The sequence below is a fragment of the Sphingomonas sp. RS6 genome, from assembly GCF_054489705.1.
Window position 1 is genome coordinate 1 of sequence record NZ_JBTMWM010000007.1, and the last position, 18,837, is coordinate 18,837.

Sequence of the window (18,837 nt, forward strand, 5' to 3'; positions counted from 1 at the left end):
CGTCGGCACCGTTTCTATCATTGGATGTCTTCCATCGATGGGCGCGCGCGTCAGGCGGGCGTTCTTTGGCGTCCCAGCCGCAGTCCGGCGGGCAGGGTAAATTCGATATTCTCCTCGACGCCCCCGAGTTCGGACACGACCACCGGCCTGATCCGGGCAAGGGCGGAGACGAGGCCGTCGACGATGACGTCGGGTGCCGATGCCCCCGCGGTGATCCCCACGGTGCGCACGCCTTCCAGCCATGCCGGATCAAGGCCGTCGGCATTATCGACGAGATGGCTGTAGACCCCCATTTCCGATCCGATTTCGCGAAGGCGATTGGAGTTCGAACTGTTCGCCGCCCCGACGACGATCAGCAGATCGCTGATCCGCGCCAGATCGCGCACCGCGCTCTGGCGGTTCTGCGTCGCATAGCAAATCTCGGAGACGTCCGGGCCGATCACATCGCTGAACCTGGCGTGCAGCGCTGCGATGATAGCGCGGGTGTCGTCGACGCTCAGCGTCGTCTGGGTGATATAGGCAATCGGCGTGTCAGGCTTGATCGGCAGCGTTGCGACGGCTTTGGCGCTTGCCACCAGATGGACCGGTGCATCGACCTGGCCGATCGTGCCGTCGACCTCGGCATGGCCGCGGTGGCCGATCAGCACCAGCGTGCGCCCCGACCGCGCATATCGGCGGCCCTGAAGATGCACCTTGGTGACCAGCGGGCAAGTGGCGTCGATGACGGGCAGGCGGCGCCGCGCTGCCTCCTGCTCGACCGACCGGGCGACGCCGTGCGCGCTGAAGATCGTCAGCGCACCGGGCGGAACCTCCGACAGCTCGTCGACGAAGATGGCGCCCTTGCGCCGCAGGGCGTCGACCACGTGACGATTATGGACGATTTCGTGCCGGACATAGACCGGCTCGTCCGACTGGGCGAGCGCCCGCTCGACGATGTCGATAGCTCGCACGACCCCCGCACAAAATCCGCGTGGCTTGGCAAGAACGACGTGCAGCTGAAGCTCAGCATCATCGCCGCGTTGTTGCCCGATGCTCTCCTGTCGACTGTCCACAATGTTGGACATATCCTCTATTGGCGGCTTTGGGAATTCGTCTATCGGGACAGCTTGGAAATTTCTTCGAACCTGTCGTTCAGGCGAAGGGACGATTGAGCCTGACGATCGCGCTGTTGAGCCATGCGGCAAAGCTGACCCATAACAGATAGGGCAGGATCAACAGGCTCGCGAACGGCGAAATCGGCCACAACCCGACAACAAGTGCGACCAGCGACGCCCAGAGAAATACCACTTCGACCAGCGCCCAATCGGGCCGCTTTGCGCGAAAGAACAACGGGCTCCACAGCGCATGAAATACCGCGTTGGTGGCGAACAGGATGACGACATCGGTGCGCGCGGCCGAATCAGGCGCCGAATTCCACGCGGTGACCGCCGACCAGGCCGCCAGACCCAGAATGATCGTCCATGCAGGCCCGAACAGCCAGTCGGGCGGCTGCAGCGACGGCTTTTTGAGGTTGCGGTACCACGGCCCGATCGGGGTCATCAGCCCACCGAACACGCCGAGGAAGATCGCCACCCCGGCGGAAATGATGATCGGTGTCCACATCAATGTCGTGTCCGTGTTTGTAGAGTGTCAACTCCGTGTTACAGCGTGTGAGTGCGCGTGTCGTTCCCCTTTTCCGCGATCGTCGGCCAGGACGAGATGAAGGCGGCCCTGCTGATCGCCGCGGTCGATGCGCGAATCGGCGGGGTGATGGTGTTCGGAGACCGCGGCACCGGCAAATCGACAGCGGTGCGCGCGCTCGCCGGACTGTTGCCGCCTGTGCCGGCGAGCGCGGCCGGCTATCAGGATGGCACGCCGCGAAAGGGCAATGTGCCGGTGCCCTTTGTCGATCTCCCGCTGGGGGCCACCGAGGATCGCGTGGTCGGCGCGCTGGACCTTGAGCGCGCGCTGAGCGCCGGCATCAAGGCGTTCGAGCCGGGGCTATTGGCGCGTGCGCATGGCGGTTTCCTCTACATCGACGAGATCAACCTGCTGGAGGACCATATCGTCGACCTGTTGCTCGACGTCGCCGCGTCGGGCGAGAATGTTGTCGAGCGCGAAGGGCTGAGCGTGCGGCATCCGGCGCGATTCGTGCTCGTCGGCAGCGGCAACCCGGAAGAGGGCGAATTGCGCCCGCAACTGCTCGATCGGTTTGGGCTCTCGGTCGAAGTGCGCACGCCACAGGCGCTCGACCAGCGTGTCGAAATCCTGCGCCGCTGCGATGCATTCGAGCGTGACCCGGCCGGCTTCGCAGATGCGTGGCGCAAGGCCGAGCGGAAAACGCTCAAGCGGATCGCCGCCGGACGGGCGGCACTGGCTGACATTACGATGTCCGACGATGTGCTCGCGTTCGCTTCGCGCCTGTGCATGGCGGTTGGCGCGGATGGCCTGCGCGGCGAACTGACGCTGATGCGCGCGGCGCGGGCGCTGGCGGCGCTGGACGGCGCGGAGGCGGCCACGACCGATCATGTCCGCCGGGTGGCGCCGCTGGCGCTGAGGCATCGCCTGCGCCGCAACGTGCTCGACGAAACCGGATCGACGGTGCGGATCGAGCGCGCGCTGGCGGAACTCGACGAGCCCGCGACGATCCGGCCGGTTGGCAGAGTCGCGGCGGCGTGACCGCGTCGGGCGACGCGCTGGCTGAGGCCTGCATCGCCGCCCGACTTTGCGCGATCGACCCCGGCCTTGGCGGCATGGTCCTGCGCGGCGGGGGCGAATTGCGCGACGCGATCGTGGCGCAACTGGCGGCCGCGCTGCCCACCGGCGCGCCGATACGGCGCGTGCCGCCGCATATCGACGACGAACGACTGCTCGGTGGCGTCGACCTGACGGCGACGCTGGCGAGCGGAAGGGCCGTCTCGCGGATCGGGCTGCTGGCCGAAGCGGATGGCGGAATCGTCGTCCTGCCGGTGGCGGAGCGGGCGGGCGACGCGTTGGCCGGGCGGCTCGCCGCGGTGCTCGACAGCGGAGCCCTGACGGCCGAGCGAGACGGCGTCGCGCTGCGCAGCGCGACCCGCTTTGTGCTCGTTGCATTCGATGACGGCATCGGTGAGGACGAGCGCGCGCCGGCATCGCTGTTCGAGCGAACAGCGTTCCATGTCGACCTGTCGGCTAGTCGCGCGGACGAACTGCCCCCAATGGCGGTGGCGCCGGCGGCGCAACTGCCGGCGGTGCCGCCCTTCGTGTTCGACGCGCTGGTTTCGGCAGCGGCGGCTCTGGGCATCGACTCGGCGCGCGCACCGATCTTCGCTCTTCGGGCGGCGCGGGCGGCGGCGCAGCTTGCCGGGCGGGCCACCGTCAACGAAGAGGATGTCACGCTGGCCGCGCGGCTTGTGCTCGCCCCGCGTGCGACCCGGCTGCCGGGACCGGCGGACTCCGAGCCGGCGGAGGCGACGGAATCCGAACCATCCCCGCCTTCATCCGGCGAGCAACCCAGCGGCGAGACCGGCCGGATCGAGGACAGGGTGCTGGCCGCTGCGCTTGCGGCTCTGCCGCCCGATGTGCTGGCGCGGATCGGCGAGGGCGGGGCACGCCGTGCGCGATCGATCAAGGGCGGCGGCGCCGGCGAGCGCCGCAAATCGCCCGAGCGTGGGCGCCCCATCGGTACGCGCTCGGGGGCGCCCGGCGGTGGCCGGCGGCTGAGCCTGATCGACACGCTGCGCGCCGCGGCGCCGTGGCAACGGCTGCGCGGCCGCGACGGCCGGATTCTCGTGCGCCGCGACGACCTGCGCATCCGCCGGTTCGAAACGCGCGCCGAGGCGCTGACGATCTTTGCGGTCGATGCATCGGGTTCGTCCGCGCTCGCGCGGCTCGCCGAGGCGAAGGGCGCGGTCGAGCTGCTGCTCGCCGAAGCCTATGTGAAGCGCGCGCAGGTCGCGCTAGTGGCGTTTCGCGGCACGGCGGCCGACCTGGTACTGCCGCCGACGCGATCGCTCACGCGCGCCCGCCGCTCGCTGGCCGAACTGCCGGGCGGGGGCGGGACGCCGCTGGCGGCGGGGCTGCAGGCCGCGCGCGAACTGGCGGAAGCGGCGAGGGCGCGCGGGCGCACGCCGTTCGTCGTGGTGCTCACCGATGGCCGCGCCAATATCGCGGCCGATGGCGGTGCGGTGCGTGCCGCCGCCGAGGCCGATGCCGCTGCCGCCGCCAGGGCCATCGCCGCGGCCGGAATCGCCGCCGCGTTCGTCGACATTTCGGTGCGTCCTCGCCCAGAAGGCGCTGCGCTGGCGGCGGCGATGCGCGCCCGTTACCTGTCCTTGCCGCGCGCCGACGCCGCCACGATGCACGCGGCGATCAGCGCCGTGCAGCGCGGGTGAGCGACGCCCCGCGCTGGTCGGTCGAGGGCCGCGACTGGCCCAATCGCACGCACAGCCAGTTTGTCGAAGCAGCCGGGTTGTGCTGGCACGTCCAGCGCCTCGGCGAAGGGCCGGTGTTGCTGTTGCTGCACGGCACCGGCGCCGCCACGCACAGCTGGCGCGATCTGGCGCCGCTGCTTGCCGAGGGATTCACGGTCGTCGCACCCGATTTGCCGGGGCACGGCTTCACCCGAGGCCGCCCGCGCGACGGCATGACGATGACGGCGATGGCCCGTGCGACAAGCGAGCTGATGCGCGTGCTGGCCCAGCCGCCCCAATTCATCGTCGCGCATTCGGCCGGCGCGGCGATTGCGGCGCGAATGGCGCTCGACCATCTCGCCGTGCCCGAGCTGATCGTCGGGCTCGGCGCGGCGCTGCTTCCGTTTCCTGGCGCTGCCGCCGCGCTGTTCCCGACGCTGGCCCGCTTGCTGTTCGTCAATCCGTTCGCGCCGCATCTGTTTGCCGGCTTTGCGCGGGGTGGTGGCGAGACAGCCCGTTTCCTGCTGCGCAGCACCGGCTCGCGGATCGATGATGTCGGCCTCGATTGCTACACGCGCCTGTTCGCAACGCCTGCCCACTGCGCCGGCGCGATCGCGATGATGGCGGATTGGGACCTCGACGCGCTGGCCCGCGATCTTCCCCGCCTTCATACGCCGTTGCGGCTGCTGCATGGTGACCGCGATCGGGCGATACCGATCGATCGGGCGCGGGCGGCGGTAGCGCTGGTTCCCGGTGGCCGGCTGACCATATTGCCGGGGCTTGGGCACCTCGCGCATGAAGAGCGTCCGATAGAGACCGCCCAGCGCATCAGGGCAATGGTGGAGGCACGATGATGGACCGCTATCTCAGCCTGCTCGATCTTGCCATCGCAGGCATTCCTGCGCTGGCATTCGGCATCTGGCAGCTCATTTCGGTGAACCGCGAGATCGCCGAGGACCGAAAGCCACCCGAAGAGCTTTGACTCGTCACCAGAAGGCGCGGGGCATCCGGTAAGGCAGCATCGAGAGCACGATCGGCGAGCGGAAGCGGCCGAGCGACAGGCTTTCGTGCACCGCCTGCACATCCTCGCCAAACAGCCGCGTCGACAGCGCGGATCGTGCATAGAATGGCGCGTCGATCCAGGTCTTGAGGATGCGCGGCCGGTGCCCGGCATCGGCTCTGGTCGCCCGTTCGACCAGCCATCCGCTGCGCGCCAGGCGCGCGGGCGCGGGCTGCACCATATCGTGCCAGCGCCCCTGGCGATCGACCTTGAGCGCGAGATCGAACGGCGTGCCGTCGCGCCGCCGCCCTTCGTACAGCACGGCGACGTCGTTCTTCAGGTGCGCGCGCGACCAGTGCCAATCGTTGAAGCCCGTCTCCAGCGGTTCGTCACCGAAGTTCGAATCGAAATAGCCGGTGCCGCGCCAACGCGTGCCGGGATGCGTCATCTCAACCTCTATCTGCGCGCGCGGCGCCACCGGGTGCCAGCGATGCCGGCCGGCGGAATCCAGCGCGAAGGCCGTGGTCGCGATCATTTCCGGATGGACGCGCACCGTGCCCCGAACGCGGTAAGGCAGGGGCGCCGAGATCTCGTCGATTTCGATCACCAGCGTGTCGCCGTCCCAGCGGATCGTGCTCGGACCAACGCTGAAATGGTCGCGGCCGCGATCGACGCGGCGCGCCGACCGCTCGGTCATCGCCCAGGCCGATCGCCGCGGCCCGTTCAGCGAAACGTTGATCGCGCAGTGATTGTCCGGCCGGGCGCGGCCCGAAAGCTTGTAATAGGGGGAAAAGACGCTGCCGATAAAGGCGATGATCGTCAGGCCGTGCGAGCCGTCTGCGCTCGTCGCGTCGACATACCACCAGGCATAGCCGTCCGCTGCGACCGCCACGTCGAAGCGAGGTCCTTGAGCAAGCATTCGGCGGCTAGCCGGCCGGAAAGCGCCGCCATCGGCACGCCAGCGCCGGGGTGCGTGCTCCCGCCCGCGCAGTAGAGCCCAGGGATCCGTGTCCGGCTGCCCTGGCGGCGGAAGGAGGCCGCCCACCCGTGCGAGGCCGGTCCATAAAGGGCTCCACCCGTCGACGGAAACAGGCGCTCGAACGCGCTCGGCGTCGTCAGCACCGCGCCGTTCCCCAGATCGAGCGAAAGCCCCGCCCGCGATACGCTGTCCAGCATCCGCAACCTGCATGTCTCGATCTCCGCTGGCGTGAAGTCCGCGCCGTCCCCGTTGGCGGGCGCGTTGACGATGATCTGGATACGCTCGCGACCCTGCGGCGCCCCCTGGGCGGTGCCGCGCTCCTGGGCGCAGAGATAGACGCTGGGCGCATCGGCGAGCCGGCCGGCGGCAAGCGCGGCGAATTCGCGCGCATAGTCGGCCGAAAAGAACACATTGTGGCGCTCGAGCGGAAAGCCGCCGGTGGCGGCATGCGCGGTCCACACCATCGCGCTCAGCGAGCGGCGGGCGGGCGGGACCGGCGCCACCGCGCGCTGGGCTGCCGCGCCCAGCCGGCCGGCGCCGATCGCCGCCGGATCGGCATTGCAGACCACGGCACCCGCAGCGATGCGCTCGCCATTCGCCAGGGTGACGCCCGATGCGCGCCCCTGGGCAATATCGATCGTGCAGACCGCTTCGCCATATCGGAACCGCGCGCCGTTCCGCTGGCCAAGCGCCGCCATCGCATGCGCCAGGCGGTGCATGCCGCCATCGATCAGCCAAACGCCGCTGGCCTCGACATGGGCGATCAGCATCAGCGTGGCCGGGCAGCGAAAGGGCGAGGAGCCGCAATAGGTGGCATAGCGGCCGAACAGCTGGCGCAGCCGCGGGTCGCGGAAATAGCCGCCGATCGCGCGCCACATCGAACCATAGGCGCGAAGGTGGAGATAGTCGCCAAAGCCGCGCACGCCCATACGAAAGCCCAGCGTGATCGGATCTGTCTTGGTATCGCGCAGGAACGGGCCTTCGAGCGCGTCGAACAGCCGCTTCGCCTCGCGGCGGAACCGGCGATAGCCGCGCGCCTCAACGGCGCCGGCAAAGTCCCCGATCGCCGCCTCGCTGGCCGCCGGATCGGCGAACAGATCGAGCCGCGCATCGCCCCAGGCATGGCGGGCGAGCGTCGTCGCCGGCCGGATCGACAGGCCGTCGTCGAGCGATCCGCCACAGGCATCGAACAGATCGTCGAACACGCTGCGCATCGTGAACACGGTGGGACCACCGTCGATATCGACACCGTCTGCGCTTACCGCACGCAGCTTGCCGCCGGGTCCGGCCGTAGCTTCGACGACGGTCACGTCGCAGCCGCGCGCGGCAAGGATCGCGGCGCTTGCCAGCCCGCCGACGCCTGCGCCGATCACGACGATGGGTTCGCCCGGCATTCCGCTACCTCCCGATTGACGATCCTAGCATATGTCAACACAATTGGACACATGAAAACGTCAAACAGTAGAAAATCGCGATGGCGGCGGCTCTGGATCGGGTTGCGGAACCGGGTGCTCTCGTCGCCTCGCTTTCAACGCTTCGCCAGCCACTCCATCCTCACCAGATCGGTCGCGCGGCGCCGTGCGAGCGGGATTTTCGATCTGGTGGCGGGCTTTGTCTATTCGCAGATTCTGCTCGCCTGCGTGCAGCTCAAGCTGCTCGACATTCTGGCCGAGGGACCAAGCGATACCGCGACGATCGCCAGGCGAGTCGATCTGCCGCGCGAGGGAGCCGAGCGGCTGCTTCGCGCGGCAGCGGCGCTCGAACTCGTCGAGCCGATCGGCGAGGAATGGGCGCTGGGCAGTGCAGGCGCGGCGCTCCGCGGCAATCGCGGCATTGCCGAGATGGTTGCACATCATCCGCTGCTCTATGCTGATCTCGCCGACCCGGTGGCGCTGCTTCGGCGTGGTGGCGGTGGGGGGCTGCTCTCGGGACACTGGCGCTATGCTGAGTCTGCCGGGTGCGGCGATGCCGAGTCGGTCGCCCCCTATTCAATGCTGATGGCGAGTTCGCAGCCAATGGTCGCGGCGCAGGCGATCGACAGCTATCCCTTTCACCGTCACCGCCGGCTGCTCGACGTTGGCGGCGGGGCGGGGGTCTTCGTCGAACAGGTGTCGGCGCGGGTGCCGGGGCTCGAACTGGGGCTTTTCGACCTGCCCGCCGTCGCTGCGCTTGCCACGAACCGGCTCCAGCACGCCGGACTGTCCGGCCGACTCGCAGTGTTCGGCGGCGATTTTTTCAACGATCCGCTGCCTGCCGGCTATGATCTCGTCTCGCTGATCCGCGTGCTGCACGATCATGACGACGCGCCTGCGCTGGCGTTGTTGCGCAATATCCATGCCGCGCTCCCACCCGGCGGACGGCTGTTCATCGCCGAGCCGATGGCGCGAAGCGATGGCGCCGCTCGAGTCGGCGACGCCTATTTCGGCATGTACCTGCTTGCAATGGGATCGGGCCGCGCCCGCTCGCCGTCAGAAATCGCAACGTTGCTGCGTCTGGCCGGCTTCCGCCAGTCGCGTCGACTCGCCACGGCCATGCCGTTGACCGCTAGTGCGATGATTGGACTGCGATAATTGCAACTGTCCAATCTTATTGACAACTATGGAAGTCTAGCGCAGTTTACTTAGGTGGATGCCCTGAAGGCCTCCCGATGGAAGGGGATGCTTGGTGGAATCGCTGGCGATCATTTTGGAAGCACCTGAACAGCTGGCATTGCGCCCGCTGGTGCTGACCGCGATGTCGCCCGCCGACATCTGCGTCGAGATCGATTGGAGCGGGATTTCATCGGGCACCGAAAAGCTGCTCTGGACCGGCCGGATGCCGAACTTCCCCGGCATGGGGTATCCGCTCGTCCCCGGTTATGAATCGATCGGTCGCGTGGTCGATGCCGGCGCGGACGCGCGGGCCAGGATCGGCGAATGGGTCTTCGTGCCGGGTGCGAACTGCTATCGCGATGCGCGGGGCCTGTTTGGTGGCAGCGCGCGCCGCGTGGTTCTGCCGGCAGCCCGGGCGATCCCGATCCGTGAGTCGCTTGGCCGCGACGGCATTCTGCTCGCGCTGGCGGCCACCGCGCATCATGCCATCGCGATCGGCGGCGTTCCCGATCTGATTATGGGCCACGGCGTGCTCGGTCGGCTGATCGCGCGTATTGCTGTGGGCAGTGGCGGCGGCGCGCCGACCGTATGGGAAACCGATCCGAAGCGGCGTGACGGCATCGACTATCCGGTCATCGATCCGGCTGAGGACGCGCGGCGCGATTATGGCGTGATATGCGACGCCAGCGGCGCTGCCGATGCACTCGATCTCGCCTTTCCGCGGCTGAGCAAGGGCGGTCAGGTGGTTCTGGCCGGGTTCTATGACCGGCTTTCCTTCGCCTTCCCGCCGGCCTTCATGCGCGAGGCGCGGATGCGCATCGCCGCCGAATTCACTCCTTCCGACGTCGCCGCGACACTGGCGCTGATCGATGCGGGCCTGCTCGATCTGGGCGGCCTCATCTCCCATGCGCGCCCGGCCGCGGACGCCGCCGAAGCCTATCCGCAGGCCTTCACCGACCCTGCGTGCCGCAAGATGGTGCTCGACTGGAGAATGATGTGAGCATGTTCGACCCGGAGCCGCTGCGCGAGGAAGCCTCGTTCGAACCCGATCCGGTGCCCACCGGCCCGGTGACGAAGGAAACGCAGATCATCGCCATCTATGGCAAGGGGGGCAGCGGCAAATCGTTCGCGCTCGCCAATCTGAGTTACATGATGGCGCAGCAGGGCAAGCGCGTGCTGCTGATCGGCTGCGATCCCAAGAGCGACACCACCAGCCTGTTGTTCGGCGGCAAGTCGACACCGACGATCATCGAAACGAGCGCGAAGAAGAAGCTCGCCGGCGAAGAGATCGGGATCGAGGATGTCTGCTTCCAGCGCGACGGCGTGTTCGCGATGGAGCTGGGCGGGCCGGAGGTCGGCCGCGGTTGCGGCGGACGCGGCATCATTCACGGTTTCGAGACGCTGGAGAAGCTGGGGTTCCACGAATGGGGCTTCGACTATGTCCTGCTCGATTTCCTGGGTGATGTGGTTTGCGGCGGGTTCGGCCTGCCGATCGCGCGCGACATGTGCCAGAAGGTGATCGTCGTCGCGTCGAACGATCTCCAGTCGCTCTACGTCGCCAACAATGTCTGCAAGGCAGTCGAATATTTCCGCAAGCTGGGCGGCAATGTCGGCGTCGCGGGCATGATCCTCAACAAGGATGACGGCACCGGGGAGGCGAATGCCTTTGCCGAGGCGGTGGGCATTCCGGTGCTGACGGCGATCCCGGCGAACGAGGATATCCGCAAGAAATCGGCGAATTACCAGATCATCGGCAAGCCCGGTGGCCAATGGGCGCCGCTGTTCGAGACGCTGGCGCGCAACGTCGCGGCCGCGCCGCCGCTGCGGCCGGCACCACTCGATCAGGATGGCTTGCTCGGGCTGTTCAGTGCCGATGTCACCGGCGCCGATTTCGCGCTTCGCCCGGCGACCCAGGCCGATATGCGCGGCGCCGACTATGTGCCCCGGCCGAGCCTCGAAGTCGTGTACGACGAGGTTTGATGATGGCGACGCAGGCTCCTTCCCGCGATCGCGATCGGATCGACCTTGCCGCCGAGGGCGGGTGCGGATCGAAGGCGACGCTTCAGGCGGCGGCGGTCGCGGCCGGCAAATCGGCGGTGCTCGATCGCTATGCCGCCGATTATCCGATGGGGCCACACGACCAGCCGCAATCGATGTGCCCGGCGTTCGGCTCGCTTCGGGTCGGGCTGCGCATGCGGCGGACCGCGACCGTGCTGTCGGGTTCGGCCTGCTGCGTCTACGGCCTCACCTTCACCGCGCATTTTTACGGCGCGCGCCGAAGCGTGGGCTATGTGCCCTTCGATTCGGAGACGCTGGTCACCGGAAAGCTGTTCGAGGACATTCGCGACGCGGTCCACGATCTCGCCGATCCCGCGCGGTACGATACGATCGTGGTCACGAATTTGTGCGTGCCAACGGCAAGCGGCGTGCCGCTGCAACTGCTGCCGGATCAGATCAACGGCGTCCGGGTGATCGGTATCGACGTACCCGGCTTTGGCGTGCCGACCCATGCCGAGGCAAAGGATGTGCTGGCCGGCGCGATGCTCGCCTATGCCCGCAAGGAGGCGGAGCAGGGTGCCGTGGCCGCGCCCGCCGAACGCACCGATCGGCCGACGGTAACGCTGCTTGGCGAGATGTTCCCGGCCGACCCGCCCGGGATCGGGCTGATGCTGGAGCCGCTTGGGCTGGCGGCGGGGCCTGTCGTTCCCACGCGCGAGTGGCGCGAGCTGTATGCGGCGCTCGATTGTGCCGTTGTTGGCGCGATCCATCCTTTTTACGCAGCCAGCGTGCGCGAGTTCGAGGCTGCGGGCCGAACCGTGGTCGGCTCGGCCCCGGTCGGCGCGGACGGGGCCGCCGCTTGGCTCGATGCGATCGGCAAGGCGTGCGGCGTCGCGCAATCGCGGATCGACGCATCAAAGAACCGTTTCATTCCGGCAATTCGCGGTGCGCTGGCGGCGAAGCCGATCCAGGGCCGGATCACCGTATCGGGCTATGAAGGTTCCGAACTGCTGGTTGCGCGGCTGCTGATCGAAAGCGGCGCGAGCGTCCCCTATGTCGGCACGGCCTGTCCGCGGACGGTCTGGTCCGATGCGGATCGCGACTGGCTGGAATCGCATGGTTGCCGCGTCCAGTATCGCGCGACGCTGGAACAGGACATTGCGGCCGTCGACGAGTTCGAGCCCGACCTCGCGATCGGCACTACGCCCGTCGTCCAGCACGCCAAGCAACGCGCGATTCCGGCGCTGTATTTCACCAATCTGATTTCGGCACGCCCGCTGATGGGCGTGGCGGGCGCGGGCAGCCTGGCGACCGTCATCAACGCCGCACTCGCCAACCGCGAGCGGTTTGATCGGATGACGGCGTTCTTCACCGGCGTCGGCGCCGGTGAGACAGCGGGCGTCTGGGAGCACAAACCGGCTGACCGAAGCGACTTCAAGGCAAAGTTCGCGGCCCGGCGGATCGCCGCCGCGAAGGCAGAAGGGCATATCGGCACATGACCCTGATCCTCGATCATGACCGCGCGGGCGGCTATTGGGGCGCTGTCTATGCGTTCACCGCGATCAAGGGGTTGCAGGTGATCATCGACGGGCCGGTCGGGTGCGAGAATCTGCCGGTCACATCGGTGCTCCACTATACGGACGGGCTGCCGCCGCACGAATTGCCAATCGTCGTCACCGGGCTGAGCGAGCAGGAACTGGGCCGCGACGGGACCGAAGGCGCGATGAAGCGCGCCTGGGCGACGCTCGATCCCGATCTGCCGGCCGTGGTCGTCACCGGCTCGATCGCGGAGATGATCGGCGGCGGCGTGACGCCGGAAGGCACCAATATCCAGCGCTTCCTGCCAAGGACGATCGACGAGGATCAGTGGCAATCGGCCGATCGCGCGCTGACCTGGCTGTGGACGCAGTTCGGCCCGAAAAAGGTGCCGGCGCCGCGCCCGGTTCGCGCGAACGAAAAGCCGCGGGTGAACATCATCGGGCCGATGTACGGCACCTTCAACATGCCGTCCGATCTCGCCGAGATCCGTCGCCTGATCGAAGGGATCGGCGCCGAGGTGGGCATGGTGTTTCCGCTTGGCAGCCATCTGGCCGATGTCGGCAAGCTGGCGCACGCACAGGTTAATGTCTGCATGTACCGCGAATTCGGTCGCGGCCTCTGCGAGACGCTGGAGCGTCCGTATCTTCAGGCGCCGATCGGGCTTGAATCGACCACGCTGTTCCTCCGCAAGCTGGGCGAACTCACCGGGCTCGATCCCGAGCCGTTCATCGGGCGGGAGAAGCACACGACGATCAAGCCGCTCTGGGATCTGTGGCGATCGGTGACGCAGGACTTCTTCGGCACCGCCAGTTTCGGCATCGTCGCGACGAGCACCTATGCGCGCGGCATCCGGAAATTCCTCGAAGAGGATATGGGGCTGCCCTGCAACTTCGCGGTTTCGCGATGCGCGGGGGTGAAGTCGGACAATCAGGCGGTCAGCGAGATGGTGGCGACCAATCCGCCGCTGATCCTGTTCGGCAGCGTGAACGAGCGGATGTACATGGCCGAATCCGGCGGCCGCGGGGTCTATATTCCCGCGAGCTTTCCGGGGGCCGTCATCCGACGCCACACGGGTACGCCGTTCATGGGCTATGCCGGGGCGACCTATCTGATCCAGGAAGTGTGCAACGGCCTGTTCGACGCGCTGTTTCACATTCTTCCGCTCGCCGGCCAGCTCGACAAGGTCGAGGCGACACCTGCGCGGATCGAGCGCGAGGTCACCTGGGACGAGGCGGCCAAGGCCGAATTCGACGCGATCATGGATCAGGCACCGGTTCTGGTCCGAATTTCGATGGCAAAGCGCATCCGTGATGCTGCCGAGCGCGCCGCGCGCCGCGCGGGCGAGGCTTCGGTCAGCAAGGAGCGCCTGACCCTCGCTATCACTGAAAGCCGACGCCTGTGAGCGCGGCCCGTCTTTCCCGCTCGTGCGCGGCAGCATCGCTGCCCGCATCGCCGATGCGGGGCACCCGATCCACGCGGACGACAGCCCGCGCGGATGCCGCCCGGGAGCGCGCTTCACGCTCCTGCCCTCGTTGGGAAAGTACGGAGACGTAGAGAAATGAGCGATCCAAACGACAGGATGGGGCCTGGAACTTACCTCACTCCTGAAGAAGCGAAAGAGTTCCACAAGCTGTTCATCACCAGCTTCCTGGTCTTCACCGTCGTGGCGGTCATCGCGCACGTACTGGTGTGGAACTGGCGGCCTTGGCTCTGACGAGCCGGGATCTGAGCTTGGACCATAACTAGGGAGTACCACGTCATGTGGAGACTATGGCTGATATTCGATCCGCGCCGGGCGCTGGTCGCGTTGTTTATCTTCCTGTTCGTGCTGGCATTGCTGATTCATTTCATCCTGCTCAGCACCGACAGGTTCAACTGGCTGGATGGTCCGCGCCAGGCAGCACCTGCTGCGATGGCGCCGGCGCAACCCGGCACCTGAGCGATGATGCCACCGCGTCGGCCGAGTGCCGGCGCGGTTGGACGGCGCCGGGTTCGCCTCGGACTCGTCCGAATTGGTTTGACGCGGCGATCCCTGGCGTGCCGCCGGGGGACGGAGACTTGCCATGGCACTGTTGAGCTACGAACGAAAATACCGGGTACGCGGGGGCACGCTGATCGGCGGCGACCTCTTCGATTTCTGGGTTGGTCCATTCTATGTCGGCTTTTTCGGTGTCACGGCAGCAATCACGGCCACGCTCGGCACGGCCCTGATCCTCTATGCGGCCTCGCTGGGGCCGACATGGAATCCGTGGCTGATCAGCATCGCGCCGCCCGATCTCAGCTATGGTCTGGGGCTCGCGCCGCTTCGCGAAGGGGGCTTCTGGCAGATCATCACGATCTGCGCGATCGGCGCGTTCGGATCATGGGCGCTGCGCCAGGTGGAGATCTGCCGCAAGCTGGGCATGGGCTATCACGTGCCCTTCGCCTTCAGCTTCGCGATCTTTGCCTATGTGTCGCTGGTCGTGATCCGTCCCTGGTTGCTCGGGGCGTGGGGCTTCGGCTTCCCCTATGGCATTTTCAGCCATCTCGATTGGGTGTCGAACACCGGCTACCAGTATCTGCACTTCCACTACAATCCGGCGCACATGATCGCGGTGAGCTTCTTCTTCGTAACCGGGGGGGCGCTGGCGTTCCATGGGGCGCTGGTGCTCTCGGCGGTCAATCCGGCCAAGGGCGAAGCGGTCAAGTCGCCTGAATATGAGGACGCCTTTTTCCGCGACACGATCGGCTATTCGATCGGCACGCTCGGTATCCATCGCCTCGGACTGTTCCTGGCGCTTTCCGCCGGCTTCTGGAGCGCGATCTGCATCATCATTTCCGGACCGCTGTGGACGCGCGGCTGGCCCGAATGGTGGACGTGGTGGCTCAACCTGCCGATCTGGTCTTGAAGGGGGGACGCGCGATGCTTCGCTATCAGAACATGTTCACCCAGGTTCAGCTGCGCGGCCCGATCGAAACGGGGCCGCCGCTGCCTGCCGGCTCGTTCACCCGCACGGGCGGGGGCCTCTACAATTACTGGGCGGGCAAGCTCGGTGCCGCGCAGATCGGGCCGATCTATCTCGGGCCGCTCGGCATCGCTTCGCTGATGTGCGCGTTCCTTAGCTTCGAGATCATCGGGCTGAACATGTTCGCGTCGGTGAACTGGGATCCGGTGCAGTTCGCCCGTCAACTGCCGTGGCTCGCGCTCGAGCCGCCGGGGCCGCAATGGGGCTTCCAGCTGTTCGTGCCGCTGGCCGAAGGCGGCTGGTGGCAGTTTGCCGGCTTCTTCATGGTCAGTTCGCTGGTGCTGTGGTGGGTTCGCACCTATCGGCGTGCTCGTGCGCTGGGGATGGGAACGCATGTCGCCTGGGCGTTCGCGGCGGCGATCCTGCTGATCGTGACACTTGGCTTCATCCGGCCGATGCTGATGGGCAGCTGGGCGGAGGCGGTGCCGTTCGGCCTCTTCCCGCACCTCGACTGGACGGCGGCTTTTTCGATCCGCTATGGCAACCTGTTCTACAATCCGTTCCACTGCCTCTCGATCGTCTTCCTCTATGGCTCCACATTGCTGTTCGCGATGCATGGCGCCACGATCCTGGCCGTCGGCCGCTATGGCGGCGAGCGCGAGATCGAACAGATCACGGATCGCGGCACCGCGGCCGAGCGCGCCGCGCTGTTCTGGCGCTGGACGATGGGGTTCAACGCCACGATGGAATCGATCCATCGCTGGGCCTGGTGGTTCGCCGTTCTGACGCCGCTGACCGGCGCGATCGGCATCCTGCTGACGGGAACCGTCGTCGATAACTGGTATCTCTGGGCCGTGCTGCACGGGTACGCGCCGAGTTACCCTGGGACCGGGGTGATCGACCCCGCCACCCTGCCGGGAGCGCCGCAATGAGCCGTTCGTTGAAGAGCATCGCCGCTGGCGCGGCCGCCGGCATCTGCGTCCTACTGCTCGGCGCCTGCGAGCTGGGGCCGAAACAGGCAACGCAGACCGGCTATCGCGGCGCCGCCATCGAGCAGATCGTCGACCTGGATACGGTCGCGAAGGCCAAGGCGATCCCACCCGAGCCCTATCCGCTGCCGCCGGACGGCGGGCCGACCGCCGGCGAGAGCTATGAGAACATCAAGGTTCTGACCGACCTCAGCAAGGACCGGTTCGACCATCTGATGGCCGAGATGAACCAGTGGATCGCGCCGCCGGCCGAAGGCTGCAGCTATTGCCACAATCCCGAAAACATGGCCTCGGACGAGAAATACACCAAGATCGTCGCGCGGCGCATGTTGCAGATGACACAGACGATCAATTCGCGCTGGTCGAGCCATGTGAAGGGCACCGGGGTCACCTGTTACACCTGCCATGGCGGCAATGCGGTCCCCGAAAACAAATGGGCGCTCGCCGAAGGTACGCCGCATCCGGGATCGATCCTGGGGAACCGGCACGGGCAGAATTCGCCGAACATCAACGTCGGCTATAGTTCGCTGCCCTATGATCCGTTCGCCGCCTATCTGAAGGGAAAGGCGCAGATCCGCGTGGCCAGCGCGAGTGCCTATCCTTCGCCGGATCACGTGGTTTCGATCAAGGATGCGGAAGGCAGCTACGGGCTGATGATGCATGTCAGCACCGCGCTAGGCGTCAACTGCACCTATTGCCACAACAGCCAGTCGTTCCGGGCGTGGAACCTGAGCAGCGCACAGCGTGCGACCGCCTATTACGGCATTCGCATGGTCCGCGACGTCAACGAGAATTACGTCGATCCGCTGCAAGGCGTGTTTCCGGCGAACCGCAAGGGGCCGAGGGGCGATCCGTACAAGGTGAATTGCGCAACCTGCCACCAGGGCCTTTCCAAGCCGCTTGGCGGGGTGAGCATGATCTCGCAAGCGCCGATCCTCAAAGGCTCGCTGCCGAAGGCGGTGCCGATCGGCGGGCCGGGGGCAGGGGAGGCGGTGCCAGAGGCGTTCGCCAGGCCGGCGGCGATGACCACCGGCACGAAGTGATCAGCGTGGGCGCCACCGTCCGATCCGGTGGCGCCATCTGCATGATCGCGGATTTCCGCCTGTGACGATCCGAAGCCATCCGCTGCGCGCTGCGCTCTCGGAAGAGATGCACGTCCGGCGGCTCCCGAGCTTCTCGGCGCCGTGCCGCCTTCTCCAGTTCGTGACGGTCCTCGGTGAGGGAGCGGCCGATTTCGCCGGCGCACATATCGCGGCGCTGGCGGGAACGGCACGGCCCGTGCCGCCATCGGCGCGTTATCTCGTCCTGGACCTGAAGGGGATGACGCTCGTCTGGGAGCGGCACACCGAATTCGTGACCTATACGCTGTTGTGTCCCGGTGCGTTCGAGGTGCCATTCGATCCCGCGCTGTTCGAGCCGGTTTGCGCCGAGATGCTTGCCGACATGCCCGGCGAAGTGATCCGCGCGACGCAGATTGCCTTTGTCGCCGCCGACCAGCCGGCGCCGACGCCTTCCGATCTCGATCGCTGGTTCGTGTCCGAGGCGCTGATCGTCTGCGACGTGTCTGCTGGGCTGGCGACGGTGACGTCGGATTTCCGGCTGCATGATGACGGGTTCGGCCGCCTACTGATCCATGATCGCGGCCTCGAGCGGGACGAGCCGGCACAGCTGCTGCTTCGGCTTCAGGAACTGGGCAATTATCGAAACATGGCGCTGCTCGGCTTGCCGCTCGCGCAGCGGCTGACGCCGGCGGTCACAAGCCTGGAGGGGCGGCTTGCCGGACTGACGCACGCCGTGTCGGAACGGACGTCAGAGGACGACCAACTGCTCGACGAGCTCAGCTTCCTGTCGGCCGAACTTGCGCGGCTCCTGGCCGAGACACGATACCGGATGAGCGCGACCCGGGCCTATGGGCAGCTCAGCATCGACCGGCTGGCGGGCCTCGGTATCGATGCGGTTCGCGGATATCAGACATTGGCCGATTTTACCGAGCGCCGCCTGATGCCAGCGCTGAGGACGTGCGAGTCATTTTCGGCTCGGCTCGACGATCTGTCGCGGCGGGCGTCGTGGACCAGCGAACTGCTCCGCACCCGGATCGACACCGCGCTCGCCAAGCAGAACCGCGATCTGCTGTCGTCGATGAATCGTCGCACACAGTTGCAACTGCGCCTCCAGCAGACGGTGGAAGGGCTGTCGATCGTCGCGATCAGCTATTATCTGGTGGCGCTGCTCAATTATGTTCTCGGCGCGCTGCCGGGCGTCAGCCATGATCTCGCGATGGCGGCAGCGGTGCCGATCGTGCTCGGCGCGGTGGCGTTGCTGATTTGGCGTGTGCGGCGCCACCTGGCCGAATAACCCGCACGGGTTTCAGCAGGCATTTCAGGGTTGGAGCGGCCATTCGCAACCCCCGCCGAAGCGGGGGCAGC

At 67.0% G+C, this 18,837-nt stretch carries 19 protein-coding genes; 15 read left to right on the forward strand and 4 right to left on the reverse strand.

Going from position 1 to position 18,837, the window contains the following annotated elements:
* Window positions 1-50: 50 nt before the first annotated feature.
* Window positions 51-995: a 4-hydroxy-3-methylbut-2-enyl diphosphate reductase gene (ispH, locus tag ACX40Y_RS13060; protein ID WP_459120169.1), complete on the reverse strand. Its 945-nt coding sequence runs from the start codon at window positions 993-995 to the stop codon at window positions 51-53.
* Between the two features lie 136 nt (window positions 996-1,131).
* Window positions 1,132-1,602, reverse strand: a complete 471-nt coding sequence (locus ACX40Y_RS13065; RefSeq protein ID WP_459120007.1) for a TspO/MBR family protein — start codon at window positions 1,600-1,602, stop codon at window positions 1,132-1,134.
* Window positions 1,603-1,653: 51 nt separating this feature from the next.
* On the opposite strand from ACX40Y_RS13065, the gene ACX40Y_RS13070 reads away from it, so the two are divergent.
* Genes ACX40Y_RS13070 through ACX40Y_RS13085 form a run of 4 tightly spaced genes read left to right on the forward strand, consistent with a single transcriptional unit; the run spans window position 1,654 to window position 5,352 of the window.
* Window positions 1,654-2,658: an ATP-binding protein gene (locus tag ACX40Y_RS13070; RefSeq protein WP_459120008.1), complete on the forward strand. Its 1,005-nt coding sequence runs from the start codon at window positions 1,654-1,656 to the stop codon at window positions 2,656-2,658.
* Window positions 2,655-4,352, forward strand: coding sequence for a magnesium chelatase subunit D (locus ACX40Y_RS13075; RefSeq protein WP_459120009.1), 1,698 nt, complete (start codon window positions 2,655-2,657; stop codon window positions 4,350-4,352). Before ACX40Y_RS13070 ends, ACX40Y_RS13075 begins: the two co-directional genes overlap by 4 nt.
* On the forward strand, window positions 4,349-5,224 hold the full coding sequence (gene bchO / locus ACX40Y_RS13080) for an alpha/beta fold hydrolase BchO (RefSeq protein WP_459120010.1): 876 nt from the start codon (window positions 4,349-4,351) through the stop codon (window positions 5,222-5,224). The genes ACX40Y_RS13075 and bchO overlap by 4 nt, the downstream gene beginning before the upstream one ends.
* Window positions 5,224-5,352: a hypothetical protein gene (locus ACX40Y_RS13085; protein ID WP_459120011.1), complete on the forward strand. Its 129-nt coding sequence runs from the start codon at window positions 5,224-5,226 to the stop codon at window positions 5,350-5,352. The genes bchO and ACX40Y_RS13085 overlap by 1 nt, the downstream gene beginning before the upstream one ends.
* A gap of 4 nt (window positions 5,353-5,356) precedes the next feature.
* Here the strand turns inward: ACX40Y_RS13085 and ACX40Y_RS13090 are convergent, their stop codons facing one another.
* Entirely contained in the window at window positions 5,357-6,262 is a 906-nt protein-coding gene (locus ACX40Y_RS13090; protein WP_459120012.1) for a hydratase, read from the reverse strand.
* Complete coding sequence (gene crtD / locus ACX40Y_RS13095; RefSeq protein WP_459120013.1) at window positions 6,190-7,743, reverse strand: 1-hydroxycarotenoid 3,4-desaturase CrtD; 1,554 nt, start codon at window positions 7,741-7,743, stop codon at window positions 6,190-6,192. Before crtD ends, ACX40Y_RS13090 begins: the two co-directional genes overlap by 73 nt.
* Before the next feature lie 51 nt (window positions 7,744-7,794).
* Here crtD and ACX40Y_RS13100 point away from each other — a divergent pair, with 51 nt between their 5' ends.
* The 11 genes from ACX40Y_RS13100 (at window position 7,795) to ACX40Y_RS13150 (ending at window position 18,766) form a co-directional block, all read left to right on the forward strand.
* The gene (locus tag ACX40Y_RS13100) at window positions 7,795-8,919 is read left to right on the forward strand and encodes a methyltransferase (RefSeq protein WP_459120014.1); all 1,125 of its coding nucleotides are present in this window, start codon (window positions 7,795-7,797) and stop codon (window positions 8,917-8,919) included.
* A 94-nt stretch (window positions 8,920-9,013) separates the two neighbouring features.
* Complete coding sequence (gene bchC / locus ACX40Y_RS13105; protein ID WP_459120015.1) at window positions 9,014-9,940, forward strand: chlorophyll synthesis pathway protein BchC; 927 nt, start codon at window positions 9,014-9,016, stop codon at window positions 9,938-9,940.
* A gap of 2 nt (window positions 9,941-9,942) precedes the next feature.
* On the forward strand, window positions 9,943-10,920 hold the full coding sequence (locus ACX40Y_RS13110) for a chlorophyllide a reductase iron protein subunit X (RefSeq protein ID WP_459120170.1): 978 nt from the start codon (window positions 9,943-9,945) through the stop codon (window positions 10,918-10,920).
* Between the two features lie 2 nt (window positions 10,921-10,922).
* The gene (gene bchY, locus ACX40Y_RS13115) at window positions 10,923-12,437 is read left to right on the forward strand and encodes a chlorophyllide a reductase subunit Y (RefSeq protein ID WP_459120016.1); all 1,515 of its coding nucleotides are present in this window, start codon (window positions 10,923-10,925) and stop codon (window positions 12,435-12,437) included.
* Window positions 12,434-13,879: a chlorophyllide a reductase subunit Z gene (bchZ, locus tag ACX40Y_RS13120; RefSeq protein ID WP_459120017.1), complete on the forward strand. Its 1,446-nt coding sequence runs from the start codon at window positions 12,434-12,436 to the stop codon at window positions 13,877-13,879. The genes bchY and bchZ overlap by 4 nt, the downstream gene beginning before the upstream one ends.
* Before the next feature lie 156 nt (window positions 13,880-14,035).
* The gene (pufB, locus tag ACX40Y_RS13125; protein WP_459120018.1) at window positions 14,036-14,191 is read left to right on the forward strand and encodes a light-harvesting antenna LH1, beta subunit; all 156 of its coding nucleotides are present in this window, start codon (window positions 14,036-14,038) and stop codon (window positions 14,189-14,191) included.
* A gap of 45 nt (window positions 14,192-14,236) precedes the next feature.
* Window positions 14,237-14,416, forward strand: a complete 180-nt coding sequence (pufA, locus tag ACX40Y_RS13130; protein WP_459120019.1) for a light-harvesting antenna LH1, alpha subunit — start codon at window positions 14,237-14,239, stop codon at window positions 14,414-14,416.
* A gap of 124 nt (window positions 14,417-14,540) precedes the next feature.
* The gene (gene pufL, locus ACX40Y_RS13135; RefSeq protein WP_459120020.1) at window positions 14,541-15,365 is read left to right on the forward strand and encodes a photosynthetic reaction center subunit L; all 825 of its coding nucleotides are present in this window, start codon (window positions 14,541-14,543) and stop codon (window positions 15,363-15,365) included.
* A gap of 14 nt (window positions 15,366-15,379) precedes the next feature.
* The gene (gene pufM / locus ACX40Y_RS13140; RefSeq protein ID WP_459120021.1) at window positions 15,380-16,354 is read left to right on the forward strand and encodes a photosynthetic reaction center subunit M; all 975 of its coding nucleotides are present in this window, start codon (window positions 15,380-15,382) and stop codon (window positions 16,352-16,354) included.
* Window positions 16,351-17,454, forward strand: a complete 1,104-nt coding sequence (gene pufC, locus ACX40Y_RS13145; protein ID WP_459120022.1) for a photosynthetic reaction center cytochrome PufC — start codon at window positions 16,351-16,353, stop codon at window positions 17,452-17,454. Before pufM ends, pufC begins: the two co-directional genes overlap by 4 nt.
* Window positions 17,455-17,515: 61 nt before the next feature.
* A complete protein-coding gene (locus tag ACX40Y_RS13150) occupies window positions 17,516-18,766 on the forward strand; it encodes a DUF3422 domain-containing protein (protein ID WP_459120023.1) in 1,251 nt (416 codons plus the stop codon).
* Window positions 18,767-18,837 lie beyond the last annotated feature (71 nt).